The 19117-nt window shown below is 38.0% G+C and carries 10 protein-coding genes and 1 tRNA gene; 7 read left to right on the top strand and 4 right to left on the bottom strand.

Translation table 11 applies throughout. The features are described from left to right. Nucleotides 1-209: 209 nt before the first annotated feature. The 3 genes from LMH66_RS03950 to LMH66_RS03960 form a co-directional block, all read right to left on the bottom strand. Nucleotides 210-1481: an ectonucleotide pyrophosphatase/phosphodiesterase gene (locus tag LMH66_RS03950; RefSeq protein WP_229368624.1), complete on the bottom strand. Its 1272-nt coding sequence runs from the start codon at nt 1479-1481 to the stop codon at nt 210-212. 205 nt (nt 1482-1686) lie between these two features. After that, nucleotides 1687-4890 (bottom strand): efflux RND transporter permease subunit, encoded by a 3204-nt coding sequence (locus LMH66_RS03955; protein WP_229368625.1) that lies wholly within the window; start codon nt 4888-4890, stop codon nt 1687-1689. 4 nt (nt 4891-4894) lie between these two features. Beyond that, nucleotides 4895-6091, bottom strand: coding sequence for an efflux RND transporter periplasmic adaptor subunit (locus LMH66_RS03960; RefSeq protein ID WP_229368626.1), 1197 nt, complete (start codon nt 6089-6091; stop codon nt 4895-4897). A 434-nt stretch (nt 6092-6525) separates the two neighbouring features. Between LMH66_RS03960 and galE the strand changes: the two genes are divergently transcribed. Further along, complete coding sequence (gene galE, locus LMH66_RS03965) at nt 6526-7554, top strand: UDP-glucose 4-epimerase GalE (RefSeq protein WP_229368627.1); 1029 nt, start codon at nt 6526-6528, stop codon at nt 7552-7554. A gap of 193 nt (nt 7555-7747) precedes the next feature. Here galE and LMH66_RS03970 read toward each other — a convergent pair. After that, nucleotides 7748-7824: transfer RNA gene (locus LMH66_RS03970), tRNA-Val, on the bottom strand. Between the two features lie 276 nt (nt 7825-8100). Between LMH66_RS03970 and LMH66_RS03975 the strand changes: the two genes are divergently transcribed. From LMH66_RS03975 to LMH66_RS04000, 6 genes are all read left to right on the top strand, one after another. Further along, a complete protein-coding gene (locus LMH66_RS03975) occupies nt 8101-8679 on the top strand; it encodes a hypothetical protein (RefSeq protein ID WP_229368628.1) in 579 nt (192 codons plus the stop codon). A 53-nt stretch (nt 8680-8732) separates the two neighbouring features. Next, nucleotides 8733-11213 carry a hypothetical protein gene (locus LMH66_RS03980; RefSeq protein ID WP_229368629.1) on the top strand — a complete coding sequence of 827 codons (2481 nt, stop codon included), beginning with the start codon at nt 8733-8735 and terminating at the stop codon, nt 11211-11213. Then, a complete protein-coding gene (locus LMH66_RS03985; protein WP_229368630.1) occupies nt 11183-14287 on the top strand; it encodes a tyrosine-type recombinase/integrase in 3105 nt (1034 codons plus the stop codon). Before LMH66_RS03980 ends, LMH66_RS03985 begins: the two co-directional genes overlap by 31 nt. A gap of 796 nt (nt 14288-15083) precedes the next feature. Further along, entirely contained in the window at nt 15084-16994 is a 1911-nt protein-coding gene (locus LMH66_RS03990; RefSeq protein ID WP_324295154.1) for an arylsulfatase, read from the top strand. Beyond that, nucleotides 16994-18550: an alpha-L-fucosidase gene (locus LMH66_RS03995; RefSeq protein WP_229368632.1), complete on the top strand. Its 1557-nt coding sequence runs from the start codon at nt 16994-16996 to the stop codon at nt 18548-18550. Before LMH66_RS03990 ends, LMH66_RS03995 begins: the two co-directional genes overlap by 1 nt. Nucleotides 18551-18674: 124 nt before the next feature. After that, the gene (locus LMH66_RS04000; protein ID WP_229368633.1) at nt 18675-19070 is read left to right on the top strand and encodes a hypothetical protein; all 396 of its coding nucleotides are present in this window, start codon (nt 18675-18677) and stop codon (nt 19068-19070) included. Nucleotides 19071-19117 lie beyond the last annotated feature (47 nt).

A 19117-nucleotide genomic window follows, 5' to 3' on the forward strand; every position in this document is an offset into this window, starting at 1 on the left:
CCGTTATCAATAATTTTATATCTAGTTTGTGCATCTCTTTACCTAAGAAAACAGGTTACCACGAAGGCGTTTTGCCTCAGCAATCATGTGATTCATAATGTTCTCTTACATTTACGCTTTCAATGCGGTAACAAACCAATTTAACCGTTTAGCTTACTCAGTTAACTCGTCATAAAAGGCTTTAGATTGGTTTTATCCATTTAGTTGTTTTAATGTTTTAAAAGCGGACTTAATACTGACAATTCACCATCAATCTTTTCTGTTACTGTTAAACCTAAAATATGAGCGATGAGAGGGTACAGGTGAATGTTTTTAGCTTGTTGTATCGTAGCGCCTTGTTTAAACATTGGCCCTTGAGCATAGAGTACGGTATTCATATCTGTGATTACTTCAGGATCATAACCATGCTTGCCGATAACGCCTGGTTTAGCATCAGTACTAGTAATATAGTAATTATTACTCACAATGACAGCATCCCCAATTGAAGTATTACCGGTAAAGTGCAGGTGGCTTGGCACATCTGCTTGTAAGTAAAACTCGAGTCCTTCAACCTGAGAAACCAACTCTTTAAGTTGCTTGAGATCCTGTTGTTTATCTTTACCCGTTGCTGTGACTAACGAAAATGCCGCGTCATTGTTAAAAATAAACTTTTTAATTAGTTTTTGATTATTGGCGATTAACTGATCTGTATATACCCGATCAAATTCATCCACTTTTGCCATACCATGATCTGAAGTGATAATCACGTTAACTTCAAAAGGTAAATCTTTTAATTCAGTAAGCAAATTACCGATCATAGTGTCTATATATAGTACTGCATCTCGCGTTTGTGATGCTTCTGGACCATGGTGATGTCCTGCGCTATCAACATCTGAAAAGTATAATGTCACGAATTGTGGTCGTTCATCTTCAGGTAACGAAAACCAGTCTATCACTTGCTGGACTCTTTCTTCATTAGGAGTACTTCCATCATATTTGAGCCAGTAATTCGGTCTAAAACCCGCTATTTCAGCTTCTGAACCAGGCCAAAAATAAGTAGCAGACTTTAACCCTTGCTGACGCGCTAATGACCATAACGGTACACCTTGATAAAATTGACCATCCGTTACGGCTTCACTAATGTTCATCGCATAATCACGTTCTAATTGAGGATTATAAAAACGGTTTGAAATAATGCCGTGATTCGCAGGATACAGGCCGGTAACGAGTGTCAAATGATTCGGGAAAGTGACTGTTGGAAAGGAGGGCACAAACTGCTTAACGGTGGCAGCATTGTTGGCAAACTCTTTGATATGTTGTGGTTGGTGTAGTTCATTATAGTCATAGCGGTAACCATCAATTGATATCAACAATACGTGCTCTTGTGTAGATTCTGAAGCATCATTAAGCGGCTGTTGTATATCGGTAGCTGTGACAGATATCGATAATATAATACTGCCTAATGTAAATATGAATTTCGAAACTAAGGGAATCTTTGACACAATTGATCCTTACTAATTATTGTTATGTTCATTCTCATCATAGCGTCACTATATGACATTCTTTTGTAGTTGTAGCTGATTTAACAAAACGTCTAGGCATCGATACTAAATTTATGAGCTATTACAAAAAAAGCGAAACTTACGTTTCGCTTTTTTAATTAAGGTAATCGTTTAACGATAAACCGATTAATACATACTGAGTTATCTAACTAGCACGATGACTAGGTTGTTGCTCTAAGCCTGAATTTGTTTCGGCTGGTTCCGGAACATATAATCTCCAAATTCTTTGAGCAATAACGCGCATATCTTCAATGGCAATATAAAGACAAGGGATTAAACAAAGCGTCACAACTGTTGCAAACAAAACACCAAAGGCTAGTGATACAGCCATAGGAATTACCATCTGCGCTTGCATACTGGTTTCTGTCATAATCGGCATCAAACCAATAAATGTAGTTAACGAAGTCAACATGATCGCTCTAAATCGACGACAACCCGCATTAATAACCGCTTCATTTAACGGTATACCTCGCTTACGAGAGTTATTAACGTAATCGACCATGACCAGAGAGTCATTCACCACCACACCCGCAGCTGCAATAATACCGAATACAGAAAGGGCACTTAAATCTATACCTAAAATGATATGGCCTAACATCGAACCAATAACACCGAATGGGATCACAGACATAATCATAAATGGCTGTACGTAAGATTTAAGCGGGATAGCAAGTAAACTGTAAATCACTAACATTGAGATTATAAAATCTCGTAGTTGCGTGTCAGCACTGTCCAATTGCTCTTGAATATTGCCTGACACTTCACTCTTAACCCGTGGATATTTGGTTAATAGTTCTGGCATGAAGTTATCACGAATATCTTTTGCAAGTTTAAACGGCTCAGCTTGCTCAGCATCTACAGATGCCCATACATTAATAGTACGATTACCGTTTTCGCGGCGAATACTATTAACCCCTTGTACTACTTCAATGTTAGCGACTTCAGATAAGGGAAGTTCTGCACCTTGAGGTGTTTTAATTAATACCTCTTGTACCAAGGCGATGGAGTTTCGTTGTGCTTCAGGGTAGCGAAGCATTACTTTAATTTCTTCACCATTACGAATGATACGTTGTGCTTCAAGACCGTAAAAACTATTACCTACCTGCGAAGCAATATTCGCCAGGGTTAGCCCAAGACTATGTGCTAATGGTTTTAAGTTAAACTGCACTTCTTTCGCTGAAGACTGACGGCTGTCATTAACGTCACTAACCCCTTTTAAGGTATTAAGCTTATCTTTTAGTGCTTGAGAAGCGGCGATCAGCTGTACGTCATCGTTGCCTTCTAATCTAAAGCTAATATCACCATCATCGCGTCCACCACCAAACAAGCTATCTTGAACTTCAAAAGACTTAACGCCGGGTATTTTCGGCATTGCTTGACGCCACATTTCAGCGACTTCAAAGGTATTAATCGGCCTTAATTCTGGGTCAACAAGTTTGGTTCTTACTTCAGCACGAGTACGACCTTGTAATTCAACTTGTAATTCAGCAATCATGCCTTGCCCGTATTTATCTTCAAGCTCAGTTTCAACTTGTCTTAATGCAGCTTCGATAGAATGCGCTGCATCAAGTGTTGCAGTCTCTGCAGCATCAACATTCATTTCCAAGCTGATCCTTGGAAAATCGTGAGGGATTTTAGGTTGCCCAATAAAGCGGACTAAACCACTAATATATAACGCAGCACAAATCACAATGAGCATAATAAAGGTTGAAATAACCGCATAGCGGTATTTAACGGCTAATGTAAGACTTGGTTTGTAGATATTACTGATAAATAGGGTTAAATTCTTCTCAATTTTACCCTGAACAAAATTAACCCCATTTCGTAACCAATCTAAAGGATTTTTAGAGCCTGGTTGAACAACCTTAGGTTTATTCATGTGGGCTAAATGAGAAGGGAGGATCAGTTTAGATTCTACTAATGAGAACAGTAAACAGAGTATCACTACAAAACCGATTGCCTGACCAAAGGCAGAAGAAGGACCATCATCAAGAGTGATTGGCAAGAATGCGGCTATGGTGGTTAATACACCAAATGTTGCCGGCATTGCGACACGCTTTACACCACGGATCACGCTATCAATATTCTGACCATTTTCTTGGCACTCAGTATGGGCACTTTCACCCATTACAATGGCGTCATCAACGACAATACCCAGTACTAAAATAAACGCGAATAAGCTAATTACGTTAATGGTTACATCAATAAACGCCATCGGCATGAATAATAAGGTACCGAGGAAACAGACGGGTAAGCCCATCATCACCCAAAAAGCTAAACGTACACGTAAAAATAATGCCAGCATGAAAAAGACCAACACAGCTCCTGTTTTCATGCTGTCTAGCATTAAATCAAGGCGACCATCAAGATAGTAGGTCATATCTACCCATGGCTCTAGCGTGACTCCTTCTGGTAGTAAGGCCTGCTTCTTGGCAATGTAGGCTTTCATGGTATCAGCGACATCGGTGATACTCTGATTTTTAGCCGCACCGACAAAGAAAGTCACTGCATTTTGGCCATTGAATTTAGAATACTGAATCCCTTCTTCAAAGCCGTCATTGACAGTCGCAACATCGCCTAATAAGAGGTTTGTCCCATCATCTAAAGTGAGTAAGGGCAAATCTTCGAATTCATAACCGACATAAGCTTGGTTTTCTACACGTAAGTTAATATATCCATTTTCTGCTTTAATTTGACCCGCAGACATGTTGCGAGAATAACCTCGAACTGCTTCAGCAACATCATTAAAATTAAGCCCAAACTCACGTAATCTATCTTTACTGACTTCAACACTAATTTCATAATTTAACCCACCATAGAAGTCTGCAATGTTAACGTTAGGCAGCTGCATGATTTCTTTATGGATTTTTTCACCTAGATCTTTAAGTTGTCGCTGTGACAAATCTCCATAAAGACTTAAGTACATGACTTCTTGACGAATCTTGATACGTTCTACTTTTGGAAACTCCATTCCCGCAGGGAAGGTAGATACTGAACCAATTTCAGATTTAACTTCATCAAGTACGATTTGCGGATCATAAGAATCTTCAATTCGAAAGTAGCCATTAGCTTGATTTCGATTAGAGTAGGTGATGACGCGTTGTAATCCCTGAACGGTTTCAAGTGCCTGTTCAATTTTTACGGTAATGCCTTCTTCTACTTCTTGCGGAGCAGCGCCTGGATATACAGCACTGAATTCAATCCAGTTGATTTCAACTGCGGGAAAAAATTGTTTACGAATCGTATTAGCCGTTAACAAGCCGCCTAATAAAATAATGATCATTAATAAGTTTGCCGCAACGCTGTTACGGGCAAACCAAGCAATTATGCCTTTATGAGTATCTTCCATGAATTTATTCCTTATCGTCCATGGCGATAGCAGTGTCAGAATCAACACCAACCTTAGGCTCTACTTGAAGAATTTTATCGGTCGGTAAGGCCACCGTCATTCCTTCAACAGGGTAATCAAGAGCAGAAGTAATGATGCTCATACCTTCTTCTAAACCACTTGAGATAATGACGTTGCTGCCATCTTGTCTAATAATATTAACGGGCAGATAACGTAATTTTTTGTCTTTATCCATTGTCGCAACAAGGCCATTCACGATTAAATGGCGCGGGACAACGGCCACTTGACCTGCATGAGTACCGCCAATGTGAGCAGTAACATAAGTACCGTATCTTAATTCTTTATGGTTACTATTAAGCCCATATGGGTCATCAATCTCAGCAACTAAGTAAGTCATCCGACTTTTACTGTCAATCACCCCTTCGCTACGAACGATAGTGCCAATCCATTCTTGTTTTTCACCTGCAAAGTTACCCACCAAAGTGACTTCTGCATTTGCACCTTTACGATCTAAATATTGCATTTCTTTGTCTGCAAGTGGCAATCGAACTTCAGCTTTATCAGTGCTATAAACTAAACCGATAGGCGATCCATTACCTACGTATGTGCCTAAACCGATATTACGACTGCCAATTAATGCATCATAGGGCGCTTTAATTATTGCTCGTTCAAGATTCCTTTTTGCACGTAACAATCCAGCTTCAGCACTTTTTAGTTTGGCAATTTCTTGGGCTAATTGTGGTTTACGCAAGCTTAAATCACTTGGCTTACTGTCAGTAATCTCAGCCCATTCGCGCTCAGCTACTTGTGCGTTAGCTTTTTCTTGAACTAACGTTGCTTTGGCTGAAGCCAAATTAGCTTGTGCATCTAACAGCGCTGACTCATAGTCGCTAGGATCAATTCTTGCCAGGACATCGCCTTTTTTAATGAAACCACCTTTAACAAATGCGTCAGATAAATAAGTGATTTCACCACTGACTTGTGCCACCAATTCAGTATGATATTTGGCATTGACGACACCATAAGAGCTAACGGTAAATGTCATTGGTTTATAATTAATGGTTTCGACAGATACAAGCGGGGTATTATCAACTGGCGGTTTCTCTTCGGGTGGTTTTTGCATAGAAACCAACAAACCAGTAATGATTACGCCTACACCTATTATGCCAATAGGGAGAATAATTTGCTTTGCAGTAGCCACGGCACTTCCTCTTGCTTAAAGCTAAATCATAGACTTGTGCCTATGACAAATTCGTTAACAGTATTATAAGTGCATGTTACAGAGTTTGTTAAACCCTTACTGTTTGAATGTGTAATTTTATGTGTCAGATGTTTCAAACTGGTTTTAATTTTTAATAACCGTGAAAATATCAATAGGATGAGCGTAAATAATTAAATTACTGAGTCAAATTTAGATATAATATATTCAGGAGTAAGCCAAAAATCATATCTCAACTTTTTAATTTAACTGTAATAAAAGAACATAAACGCATTGTTTACAGTGGTTTTTGTTGAACCCCGCTTTTTTTTATTAGCTTTTTTTGTAATAAAAGTTCAAAATCAGTAAATGTAAACATGATGTGAGCAGAAATGGTTAATGACCTTTAAATAGTATGAATTCATTAAGGAAGATAAATGAACGTTTTAGTTACAGGTGGTGCAGGGTATATCGGTTCGCACACTGTTTTGTCATTAATAGAAAATAACTGCAATGTAGTCGTTTTCGATAATTTATTTAATTCAAGTATTGAATCTATTAAACGTGTTGAATCATTAACAGGTAAAAGTGTTACCTTTATTGAAGGCGATATAAGAAACAAGCATCAGCTGTCCAACGTATTTAGTTCGCATAATATTGATACAGTAATCCACTTTGCAGCGCTTAAAGCTGTAGGTGAATCTGCACAAATTCCATTAGAGTATTATCAAAACAATGTTCATGGCTCAGTTTGTTTGCTAGAAGCGATGGCAGAACACAAGGTCAATAATTTTATTTTTAGTTCATCAGCAACCGTTTATGGTGAAGAAAATGAAGTGCCTTATGTAGAGAGCATGAAATTAGGTACGCCATCAAGTCCTTATGGGGCAACCAAAGTAATGGTTGAACGTATAATGGCAGATACTGCAGCTTCAAATCCGCATTTTAGAGGTGTGTCACTGCGCTATTTTAATCCTATTGGAGCACATGAAAGCGGCAAAATTGGTGAGTCACCAAAAGGTATCCCAAATAATTTATTACCTTATGTAGCGCAAGTGATGGTAGGTAAGCGTGAAAAACTGAGCATATTCGGCTCGGACTACCCAACAAAAGATGGGACTTGTGAACGAGATTATTTACATGTGATGGATCTTGCTGAAGGTCATGTCGCAGCAATGAAATGGTTGAACGACAATCAAGATTTTGCTGGAGTTGAATCGTTTAATTTAGGAACAGGCAATGGTGTGTCTGTTTTTGAAATTGTTACTGCGTTTGAGCAAGCAGTAGATAAGAAGATACCCTATGAAGTTAGTCCACGAAGAGCAGGTGACTTACCCGCTTTTTGGGCAAATGCAACTAAAGCTAATGATGCCTTAAACTGGCAAGCCAATCGCTCTTTAGATCAAATGATGGTCGATACTTGGCGCTGGCAATCGGCCAACCCTAATGGCTATGATGCTAAGTAAATATCATTAAGTTAATTCGATAATCACAAACGGCCAATAGGCCGTTTTTTATTTCTGTTGATATCAAATTGCAGTGAATCATAGTAAAAATAAAATTTATTGGATTTTTTGTTAGCGATTGCAGTTGATGAGATTATAAAGAATTTAAAGACAAAAAAAACTGCTTTCGCTGGCTTAATCTCAATTATTGATTTGGTACAACTGAGTGGATTCGAACCACCGACCCCCACCATGTCAAGGTGGTGCTCTAACCAGCTGAGCTACAGTTGTATATCTAAATCAATCTCAAAAGAGATGGTACAACTGAGTGGATTCGAACCACCGACCCCCACCATGTCAAGACGTTAATAGATTACCCCTCTCAACCCTTCAAAGCTTTGATTCTTAATATAAACCCTCTAAAAATAGAGGCTTTTGATTAAATTTCGCACCTGACTTTCGCTAATTTATGAGATGATTCATAATAATCTTGCTTGATTTGGTCACAAAATAGGCACAATATATAAATGTCTAAATTGACCACTATTTTGTAATTGAGAGGGAGTTATGAACCCACATGCTGAGCATTTCAACAAGAGCCTAGTAAAATTGTTAGTCGACGTTAAACTTGAAATGGTTGCATTTAATCAGCTTCAACTTGAGCGTTCGCTTAAATCATTTTGTGAATCGTTTAACCTTCTTAGCACACTAAAACCAAGCTCGGATGATAGTGTAGAATCACCAGCATCAATATTGCTCGATTCATATCAAGCCCCCTTGCTAGTAAGTAAAACAGGGGCCGGTTATTATCGAATAATTTCTGGATTATTGACGTACCAAAAGCTATGTAAATTATATGCAGGGGAAGACAAAGCTTTGATACCTTGCATTGTATTACCTCGGCGTCCTAATAAAGACATCCTCCACTTATTAATGCTTAATGATATTGTAAGGCCCTTATTAAAACAGTTTGTTAACGTCACTGGTGACTCAATCACTGATTCTTTGTCTGCATGGTTTGTTTCTGATGAACACCCATCTGTATTTAATTCCCCACAATGGCAGTCGCTATTTCCAATGATAAAAACCAAAACTCAGTTGTGTGAGTGGTTACATGTCAGTACTAAAACGGTTAAATTAAGATGAGAAGTCTGAAGCAATATCTAATAGAGCATATTTGTCGATATTGCGAACTCAAGATGCCACAAATTGGCAAAGACGAAGTCAGTGAAGATTTAGAGGAGTTTGTCGAGCGTATATTCGCACCAGAATCTCTCGGAGGACTTAAACAAATTTTTCAAATGATAGTCCGCATCAGAAATATATCTTTCCATTCTGCACAATCCATAATGAAAGACTTGCACCTGCCAACTTATATATTTGATGCCTTACACAATTATAGTTTTCATGTTGATGACCGTTTTATCAGCAATGAATATCATCGGACTAAGTATCAAAAAGGATGGTGTAGTGAATATCCTTTCTATGTTGTATTACTCAAATCTTACGAGTATAACCTGACGATAAAATCATGTGAGCTATTTGCTGCATTCATCAACCACTATTTTTTAGTATTAGATACCCTAAGAGATAAAGACTTGGCAAGGGAATCCTCAACCAGGGAGGAGGATGCATGTTCTAATTTCAGGCTTTTCATGAGAACCAATGTAGCTGAACTGAATTTTGTACGTGAGACAATTCCAAATTCAACGGGCGATCCTCCAACGGCTATTGCACGCCAACTAGACCAATATCTTGATAGTAAAGAAACCTGGACATATCAACCCAATAAAAACTATCTACGGACACTTTGTCATTTCTTTACTAATGATTGGAAGCCCGCAAAACATAAATGCCGTAAAAGATCGCCATTAGACAGAGTACCAAAACGCTATGCAGATCCAACTGCAATTCCGATTGTTGGTGCTTATGATGACATTTTCGCATTAATTCCCGATGAACCATTAATCCCCAGTAGTGAAGGGCTAAATGAAGATGACCATTTTCCTGCCCAGATATTTGTTATTAATAACCGTGATGTTGATTCGAAACGTGATAAAACAGAATTACTAGACACTGTAATTCCGTTCAATAGGCATGTACAAAATAGAAAAGCCATTGATGTCACTGCAAGTGTCCGTCGCTCTCATAATATGGGGATACAAAATACGCAGTTATTAATGCCAGAAGAACTTAACTTCCTCATTGGAAAATTAATCGAATTAGGCAATCAACCAGCCAACCGCGAAATGACTATCGTGATATGGCTAATGTTATTATTAAGTAAGTCAGTAAAAGAAATACAAAGTTTAGTTGTATTTACGGACTTATCTAGCAAACAGCAAGGGCTTTATGTTGATGAGTTGGGTCAAGGGTGGTGGTTTTTCTATGTCAGCCATTCAGCAAAAGCTAAGTTGAACAATGAAGGGCTCAGGGAAATCAAAGAGGAGGTTTTTACACCATGCCCTGTGTTTTTACATAAACTGATTGTTGCAAATAGGGGGGCTAAGTTAACTGGACCAATCATTAAGGAAAAAGATTCAAAAGTCATTTATCGCTTAGTGGTTCGAAAACTGAAAAAGTTATCAGATCGTCATGCTTCAGGCCGTGTTAGTGTGAGGCGTTTAGTTAACTTTATAAGTTACTATCTTAATTCAACAGATGTTATCGATTCTATTTTTATCGACTATAGCTATGCTGTGAATATGTATACGACTCGTGTAGCGAGAAGTTATGCTAATGTCAGTGACCATTTTCGAAGCGAGCAACTTGACAAATTATGGCAAAATGTCGAACAAGATATTGCAAAGTATACGGGTAAGCCATTACCGATTTCATTATTTGAACTAAGACATTTTGATCAAGCTAATTCATTCATAGGCTCATCATTTACACCGACAAATGATGCCATTTCTACATTAATTAATGCGTTAACAGCTAAAGTCTCGGCATCTATACCCAGTTATCAGCATCACATAAATGATATTGTTGATTATCATAATGCATTTACAGCTTATACAGCTTGGATGTTGCTTTTTGGAACCGGTTATAGAGCTGCTTGGAATCCGTTACCGACATTCGCCTTATTTTTACCATCCTTAAATTTAATGGGTATAAGTGACAAAGATGATTCTGATTTTAGTCATTCTCGTATCGTAGCAGTTCCCAATATTCTAGCTTCGCAGTTGAAAGAATATAAACGTCACTTAGGGTGTTTACGTTCTATCTTGCGTGTATTGATGCCAAAGTTAAGTCGCACCATTGATAACATAGTAGACGTTGATCAAAGCGTGTTGAGTTTTAACCATTCTCAGGCTTCACAATGGTACAGAATCATACGGAATTCGCGCAAAGAGCAAGGTCCTTTCTTTTTTTTATATAGACAAGGCAATAGTGTGGTTGCGAAAAATTTATCGCCTTCAGAGCTGGTGAATTATTGTAAAAATGAAATTCAACTGCCGGCAAATGCAGGACGGCATTGGTTGAAATCCCACTTACTAGAGAAAAACATATGTCCGGAGTTAATCAATTTCCAAATGGGTCATTGGCAAGCAGGTGAGGTGCCATTAGGTCATTATTCAGCATTAAGTCATATTGAAGCTATCAATGAATTGGTTCCTGTGCTTGATGAGTTATTTGCGGAGGTAGGATGGAAAGTATTAAAGTCCGTCATTTCATAAAAATACTCAATGAAAGAGGAAAGTTACACCCCTTATATCGAGAGGTGTTAAATGCCTACGTTGAACAATATGAGAATACGGCTGAGGAAGATTTACAAATTAAAAATGAAGAACAATTTTTTTCTTCATATAAAAACTTACTCGGGCATTTAAAAAAACGATTCATTCGTTCAGAAACAAAAATTATACCTGATGAGTTAGACGAGTTAATTGCACAACTAAAACCAGCGGTTTTAGGCAAACAAACCCAGTTGTTGATATTACAGTCAATACTCAACTATGCCAAAAAGCATCATGGAATAGATTCTCCTAACATACCGTCTATTGTGACACTTAAACGAGACAAACCTATTTTGTCACCAGTAGATCTCGTCAAATTGCCCATTGTTGATATGTTATATACGCTTCTCGATAAGGAATTAATTAGCCCTAATAGAGAACTATCTAACAATGAAAAGCTTGGTCGAGCTGCACTGTTAGTTTATTTAACTGTCAACGTGAGCAAGACTCAGGAACTTTTGTCGATTCTTGAGCATCCACAGGATGTGTTTTATGTTGGAGGGATTTGTTATTGGCAAAAGCAGATGAGTGCAACAGATCCAACAAGATATGTATTGAGTGATGTTGCGGTTATGGCTTTACAGCAATTGGCTAACGTCAAGCAAAGCACATCAAAGATTAAATTGTGTATCGTAAAATATTTAAGCACGGTATCTGAATTTAATTGGGCAGATCTATCAATTTTAAAATTACGTACGCTTCGAAAAATTCACAATATACTGCATTTAGGGCCAGTACAGTATCAGATGTATTTCTTACCCAGTGTGAGCCAGGCATTACCAGAACATGCTTTTATGCGTATGTTAACAGATAAAGCATGTCTGCATTCAGAACCTCACTTGCTAGGTGGAAATGAAGCCGGCACAAATGAGTTGAAGCCTTGGCGGTCTGTTAAAAACAACGACCATTGTTTTATTGCTATTGATATCACGTTAAAACAATTAGATGAAATTGTCTTAACACTTAATGGGCTTGATGAAAACAAAGAACCACGTGCAGCGTGTTTAGCCTTTATAAGTGAAATGCTTAAGTCATACGAAGTCACAACTAATCCATACCTTTGGTTGTTATGTTCTTGGTTATTCTCTCTGTTGAAAAACGGAGGCACTAATAAACGCCGTTTAAAGTTAGCCACTACCGTTGATTACGTGAAAAGTCTAAGCAAGCCTTTTCTAGCAGTATTTAGTACGTGCGACCTAGGATTATTATCGGGTGAAGATTGGGCTAATAAATTGAATGAATCGGCTGAAGCTTTTACGTCTGCCCAACGAAAAAAATATGTATATTATTTCGCTCAGTTTTTAGTCGAAACAAATTTGGTTCGTGATCTCTGCTTATCGGATATTGATGTTGTTGGTAGTTCTAGTGAAGTTGATGCGAATTTAATTTCACCAAGTCATATTGATGAAGCCCTAGAATATCTATTAGAAAATTTTCTAAATGGTGTTGTCTATCAATATGGCTATTTTTTGTTATGTTTTTGCTTTTACAGCGGCTTACGCAGGAATGAATCGGCTAAATTAACATGGGCTGATTTTTCATTTGCAGTCAATGCAACAAACAAAGATGAATTTGATTATGTGCAGCTTTCGGTCAGACCAAACCAACATCGATCGTTAAAAACAACTTCCGCTCGTCGTGAAATACCATTAGATGCTCTTTGGCCAAAGAATGCCATAGAAAAATTGCGAGTAAGATATCAAATGCAGCAGCACTCAGGTTCCAACAAAAAGGCGCTGTTGTTTGATGATTCGAAACGAGTCAATCAAGCATATGATTTAATAACAGATCTAATCCGACATTTTACACAAGATTACACTTTACGAATTCATCATCTTCGTCATAGCTTTGCAAACTGGACTTGGTGTCGTCTGAATTCAAAAATCATCATGCAAGGACGAGCACAACTAACGATGTTCGATAATCAAATATTTGATAATGATTATCTTCAACGGTTACAAACGCGATTACGCTATAAAATGAATAGCCGCAAAAAGATGTTTATGTTAGCCCATCTAATGGGGCACAAAGATGTTCAATCTACTCTAAATAGCTATCTACACCTTAAAGATATCTTGCACTACTTAGAGTTTAAGCCTTACTTTACTTTAACTAAATATTTTACTTCTGAATGTGTCGGACGAGTATTCTTGCTAGAACCAGAACAGGGCTTAAGTTTGGCAGAAAGATTAGTTTATTATACTCGAGAAACTGAAGCAAAGTTGGCGGTTAAACCAGCACCATTAACATCATCGTTGTCAGTACCATCATTTTCAACGTATGTAAGAGACATAAAACCAAATACTGAAATCAGCAGCTTGACTTGGGCTAGGGCACTTAATGCCTTAAAGAACAGTTCAGTTATCGAGTCATCTCAATATTACAATGTTCCATTAGAACAATTACAGCAGCTGCTTAACAATGCTGAACAAGTACATCAACACTACCCACGTATAGGTAAGCGACTTCCACTAATTCCAACTTTTCCAAGGTTAAACCAAGCTGATAATGTGACCAAAGCAGATGCTAAAGTCGCAAAATCCAGCAAAGTGTTTAAGTATCTTTGTAACAAATTCGATGAAAGTATTGGTATTGAAACGTTAACATTAGCCAACGTTAGGTTGAGTTTGGAAGTATTGAATTTCGCCGTACCAGGAAAAGATTATGCCTTAAGGAGTCCTAACTTAACCGCATCGACTGATTTTATGCGCTTCTGTCAGGTGTTAGGCCTTAAAGAGCGACATCTAAAGTTCAAGTTTTACCGAGCAGATTTATCGATTGAAGAATCACAGCGAATTGAAAAACGCTGGAGAAAAACGGTTAATGATTGTGGTTTTGATGCCAATAACTTTGCGTTGGCAAGAGAAAGCGAAGTTCGATTTTTAGGTAAACATGATGGTAATGGTTTTTTAGAAATTTCACTGGTCAACAATGGATATAAACGGGTACAAAGACATCAAAGCTTGTTTAGCTTTTTACATTTTTTGCTAATTTTGAGTTATCAAGCAAAATGACTGCATGTTTTTAAACGCGTTAATCATGAACCATATCTAAATTTAATCGTTCGGAGGAATTTGTACAGATGGTGGGCTAGCTCTACGTTAAAACAAAGCCTAAATAATCCATTTAAGGCAAACATAATTTTTAAACTCGTTTAAATCCATCAATGGCTTAGGGTGATCGCTTTAAGCCGAAACTGCCTCGAAGTGAGCTAACTATGTTACGCATACGCTTAATATTTAATCGGTTTACCTTAGTTTTTCTAATTTAGCCTGTTTTGCAATAATCAACCTTGAACGGAGGTCAAGTGCATGACATCGCTTTAAGTCTTTTAGGCACTCTTTACTTAATGGGACCATATAAAATGTGTACTGATTCTTTAGTGTTTTTCTTTAAATGTCACGATAGAATAAATTAATATTACTAGGCATATTAGAAATGATAAGCCTACAGCGACGATTGGCATCCAATAATTAACAGTATCAGTAAACATAACCGTTCTCTCATCTTATAATTCGTGATTTCATTATAATATTATAGTACACCTTAACGGGGGTAGTGGTATGGTGAATTTGGCCACTATTTTAGAGCATACTGTAACCCTCCCTTAAAATCAGAAGTCCCCTAAAAGCTTGACACAACATATCTAGTGTAACATTATATATAAAAGCGCACTAATGATTTGTTAGTAATCTAGCGTATAGCCATGCGGTTAAACGCAGTAGAACTAAAGTAATCGTTTTACTATAAGAAGCTTTTCCTGACATTTGAAATGATTGCAAGCAGGAAATAATAGAGGTTGGAAGCAAAGTGATAAAATTCCTTAAAGACAAACATAAAGTTAATTTGACCAAGATACGGGCAATATTATTGATTAGCGCATTTTCTTTTTTGGTAACTGGCTGTAGTGAATCTAAGACAAATTCCGAGCAAAAAGCTCAAGCAGAGAAACGTCCAAATATTGTTTTGATCATGACAGATGATCAAGGCTATGGTGATTTAGCACATAACAATAACCCTATTATTAAGACACCAACATTAGACTCTTTCGCAAATCAAAGCGTTAAATTTACCAACTTCCATGTTGACCCAACATGTTCTCCTACGCGCGCTGCGTTAATGAGTGGTCAATATTCGTTACGTGCTGGTGTTTGGCACACTGTGATGGGTCGCCACTTAATGTCAGATAAAATTCAAACCTTGCCTGAAGCACTAAAAGAAGGTGGCTATAAAACAGCAATTTTTGGTAAATGGCATTTAGGAGATAATTATCCATTTAGACCGCAAGAACAAGGTTTTGATCATGTGTTAATTCATGGTGCTGGTGGTGTTGGGCAAACCCCAGATTATTGGGCTAATACTCAATTTGATGATACTTACTTCCTAAATGGTCAACCTAAAAAATATGAAGGTTATGCTACCGATGTTTGGTTCAATGAAGCTATTGACTATGTGAAAGACATGGCATCGAGTGAAGCTCCTTTTTTCCTATATATTCCTACCAATGCACCTCATTCACCATTTAGAGCGCCAGAAGAATATATCGAACCTTATCGTCAATTAGGCTTAAGTGATGATCTTGCAGCATTCTACGGCATGATCACCAACGTTGATGACAACATTGCTCGACTACAAAAAGAGCTTGATAAAGCGGGTCTTACTGATAATACCATTTTCATATTTTTAACCGATAATGGCTCTGTTTTGGGTGAACATTCTGAAAAGCTTGCTAAAAGCGAACAAGCTAAAGATATTGAAGCAAAAATTGGTAAAAAAATTGAAACGTTAAATTATTTTATGCGTGGTAAAAAAGCCTCAACATATGACGGTGGTCACCGTGTTCCTATCTATGTTCGCTGGCCAAATGGTGGTATTGACAGCGCGAAAGAAATTGACAGCTTAGCTGCTCATTTTGATTTAAAACCAACGCTATTAGACTTAGTGGGTTTAGATATCTCAAACCTAGATACTGACGGTATCAGTTGGAAAAATGCGTTAGTTAACAATGAATCGTTACCTGAACGTGTGATCACAGTTACGAACCAACGTGTATTACACCCAGATGCAAAACGTCCATATTCTGTAATGGAAGGCGACTGGCGTTTAGTTAAAGCTGATGGGAAAAGTGACAAAGTTGAATTGTTTAATGTTGCTAGCGATCCAGGCCAACAGAATGATCTTACTGAGCAAAACCCAGAAGTTTTTGCCAAGCTATCTCAGGAATATGACAAATGGTGGCAGCATGCAACTAAAGATGGTGTACCAACCATGCGCCCTATTGTCGGCACAGTTTATGAGAATCCGACACGATTAACCAGTCATGATTGGTTAGCTCCTCACACTGGCCAAGTAGCATGGTTTCCAGGTTTTGTTGATGATAAATTTGGTAAAGGTGGATGGATCGGGAAAGAAGAAAAATTTGTAATATCGCCTTGGAAAGTTAAATCAGGGATAGCAGGTAATTACCGTTTTACCGTGTCCTTACATGATATTCCTGCGAAAAAAGTTATTAACCATACCTTTGCTCATTTAGATATTAATGGCACAACCTACACGGCAGAAATAGAGAAAGGTGCAGCAACTGCAAGTTTTGACATCGATTTACCTGCTCAAGAACTAGATATTAAGGCTTGGTTTAATAACAGTAATGATTCAATTGACAAGCCACTTGCAGCGTTTTATTTATATGTTGAACGTCTTGAAAGCGCTAAGGAAAGCTAATGAACAAGAAAAGCATCAAATCATTAAAGTATGCGCTTGGTTTTTTACCTTTCTGTGCAGGTGTTAGCTATGCTTGCTCCGATGCTGAATTCGCGGCACATAATGCTTTAACTGAGATTGAGAAAAAGCAAGTTTACGGCTTTGAAGGCTCAGGTGTTCCTTGCTCTACCGAAATGAAAGAGTTAACTGCAGAGTGGGAAAAACTCAACGCTTCTGCAGCGAAACAACGTGGCCGAGAACGCTTTAATAAAAACAAATACGGTATGTTTATTCACTGGGGTTTGTATTCGTCACTGGGTGGTGTATACAAAGGGAAAAAAATGGAAGAGGGCGGCACGGGGCCTCAAATTGCAGAATGGATCATGCGCCGTAAAGAAATTCCTCGTGCTGAATATGCTGAATTAGCGAAAGATTTTAACCCGCAAAAGTTTAATGCTGATGAATGGGTTGCTATTGCAAAGGCTGCTGGAATGAAATACATCGTCATGGGCTCTAAGCATCATGAAGGTTTTGCGATGTTTAAATCAGAAGTCAGTGATTTTAATATTGTTGATGCCACACCCTTTGGCCGTGACCCAATTAAAGAAATGGAAATCGCGGCTAAAAAAGCCGGTTTAGATTTTGGTGTTTATTACTCTAACTCGCTTGATTGGAGAGACGGTGGTGATGGTGGTATGAAAGATTATGGCCCAGCGCCAGGTATTAAACCACGACGCGCGCCTATGCCAAATAAATGGGATCCTGCTCCGGTATCATTTGATGTTTACATTAAAAATAAGTCTATCCCACAAGTAAAAGAGTTATTAGCGAACTATGACTTATCACAAATTTGGTTCGATACGCCGATTTATATTCCAGCGCCATATAGTATGGATTTTTATAAAACGGTTTACGAAGCAAACCCTGAAATTTTAGTCAATGCTCGCATTGGTAATGGTTTTGGTGATATTGGTACGCCAGGTGACAATGTTATTCCTGATAAAGCAAGTTCAAACACTTGGGAAGGTATTGCAACGACTAATCATACTTGGGGTTATAGTTCATATGACTTCGACTGGAAATCTCCAAAAGAGTTAATGTACTGGTTAGTTGCTAATGTCAGTAAAGGCGGTAACTTCCTATTAAACGTTGGTCCAGACGGTGAAGGTGTTATTCCAGCAGCTTCTGCCAACATACTTAAAGAAGTCGGTCAGTGGTTAATGGTAAATGGCGATGCTATTTATGATTCTAAACCATGGTCAATTGATAAAGAAGGCCCAAGTCAAATTGACATGAAAGGCACAAGTCACCGTAAGGGCAATAAAGTGACTTTTGTCTTTACCGAAAAAGATTTTTGGTTTACTCAAAAAGAAAATAAAGTGTATGTTATTTCGTTAACCACGCCTAAATCTCCCACAGCTACAATTGAAGCGATTAAAGATCTGAATATTAAATCTATACGTTTAGTGGGTTCAAATAAAGAACTTAAATGGAGGAAAACCGCAGATGCAATCCAAGTTCAATTGCCAAATCTTAAAAATAACGGTGTGGGTTACTCATTAGAAATTAGTCAGTAATCATTCAACTTTAAATACCATGGATTGGCTTTAACCCGTCCTAATATGGGTTGACACATTTTAGATTAAAGCGCCTGATGCAAATGTCACCGTCATTAAGCTTAGCCTTGCTGGCGAAGTTGTCATGGATAATAACATTAATCAACAAATTGATGGTGTTGTTACACTTTATTGTTATCAGGCACTAATTCATGATGTAGAGCACAATCCAAGTAAGCCGAAGAAAGTTATCGACTATCGTCATTTTACGTTAATGCCTAAGGACGAGGGCCTCATTCCAGCCCATACCATGAGTGTTGGCGGTATGACTCGTGTAGGTCAGACACTAAACTGGAATTTTAAACTTCACAAGCCCGGCAAGTATAAAGATGCCGTAGTGAGCTTTATGGGGTCAATTGAAGAAAGTGGCAAAGTTAGCGTCACGGTTCCAGGCCTGTCTATTGAGCACAATCTTGACAGTCAAGATTGTGCTCAAACCCACGCATGGCGCTTCATTTTAAAGACTCTCGTTCGGTATTAGAGATTGTTGATATTGGCGCATCAGGCGCTCATACCTTGTCTTTAACA

Origin of the sequence: Shewanella sp. 10N.7, assembly GCF_020806285.1 — a bacterium.
Classification (GTDB): domain Bacteria; phylum Pseudomonadota; class Gammaproteobacteria; order Enterobacterales; family Shewanellaceae; genus Shewanella; species Shewanella electrodiphila.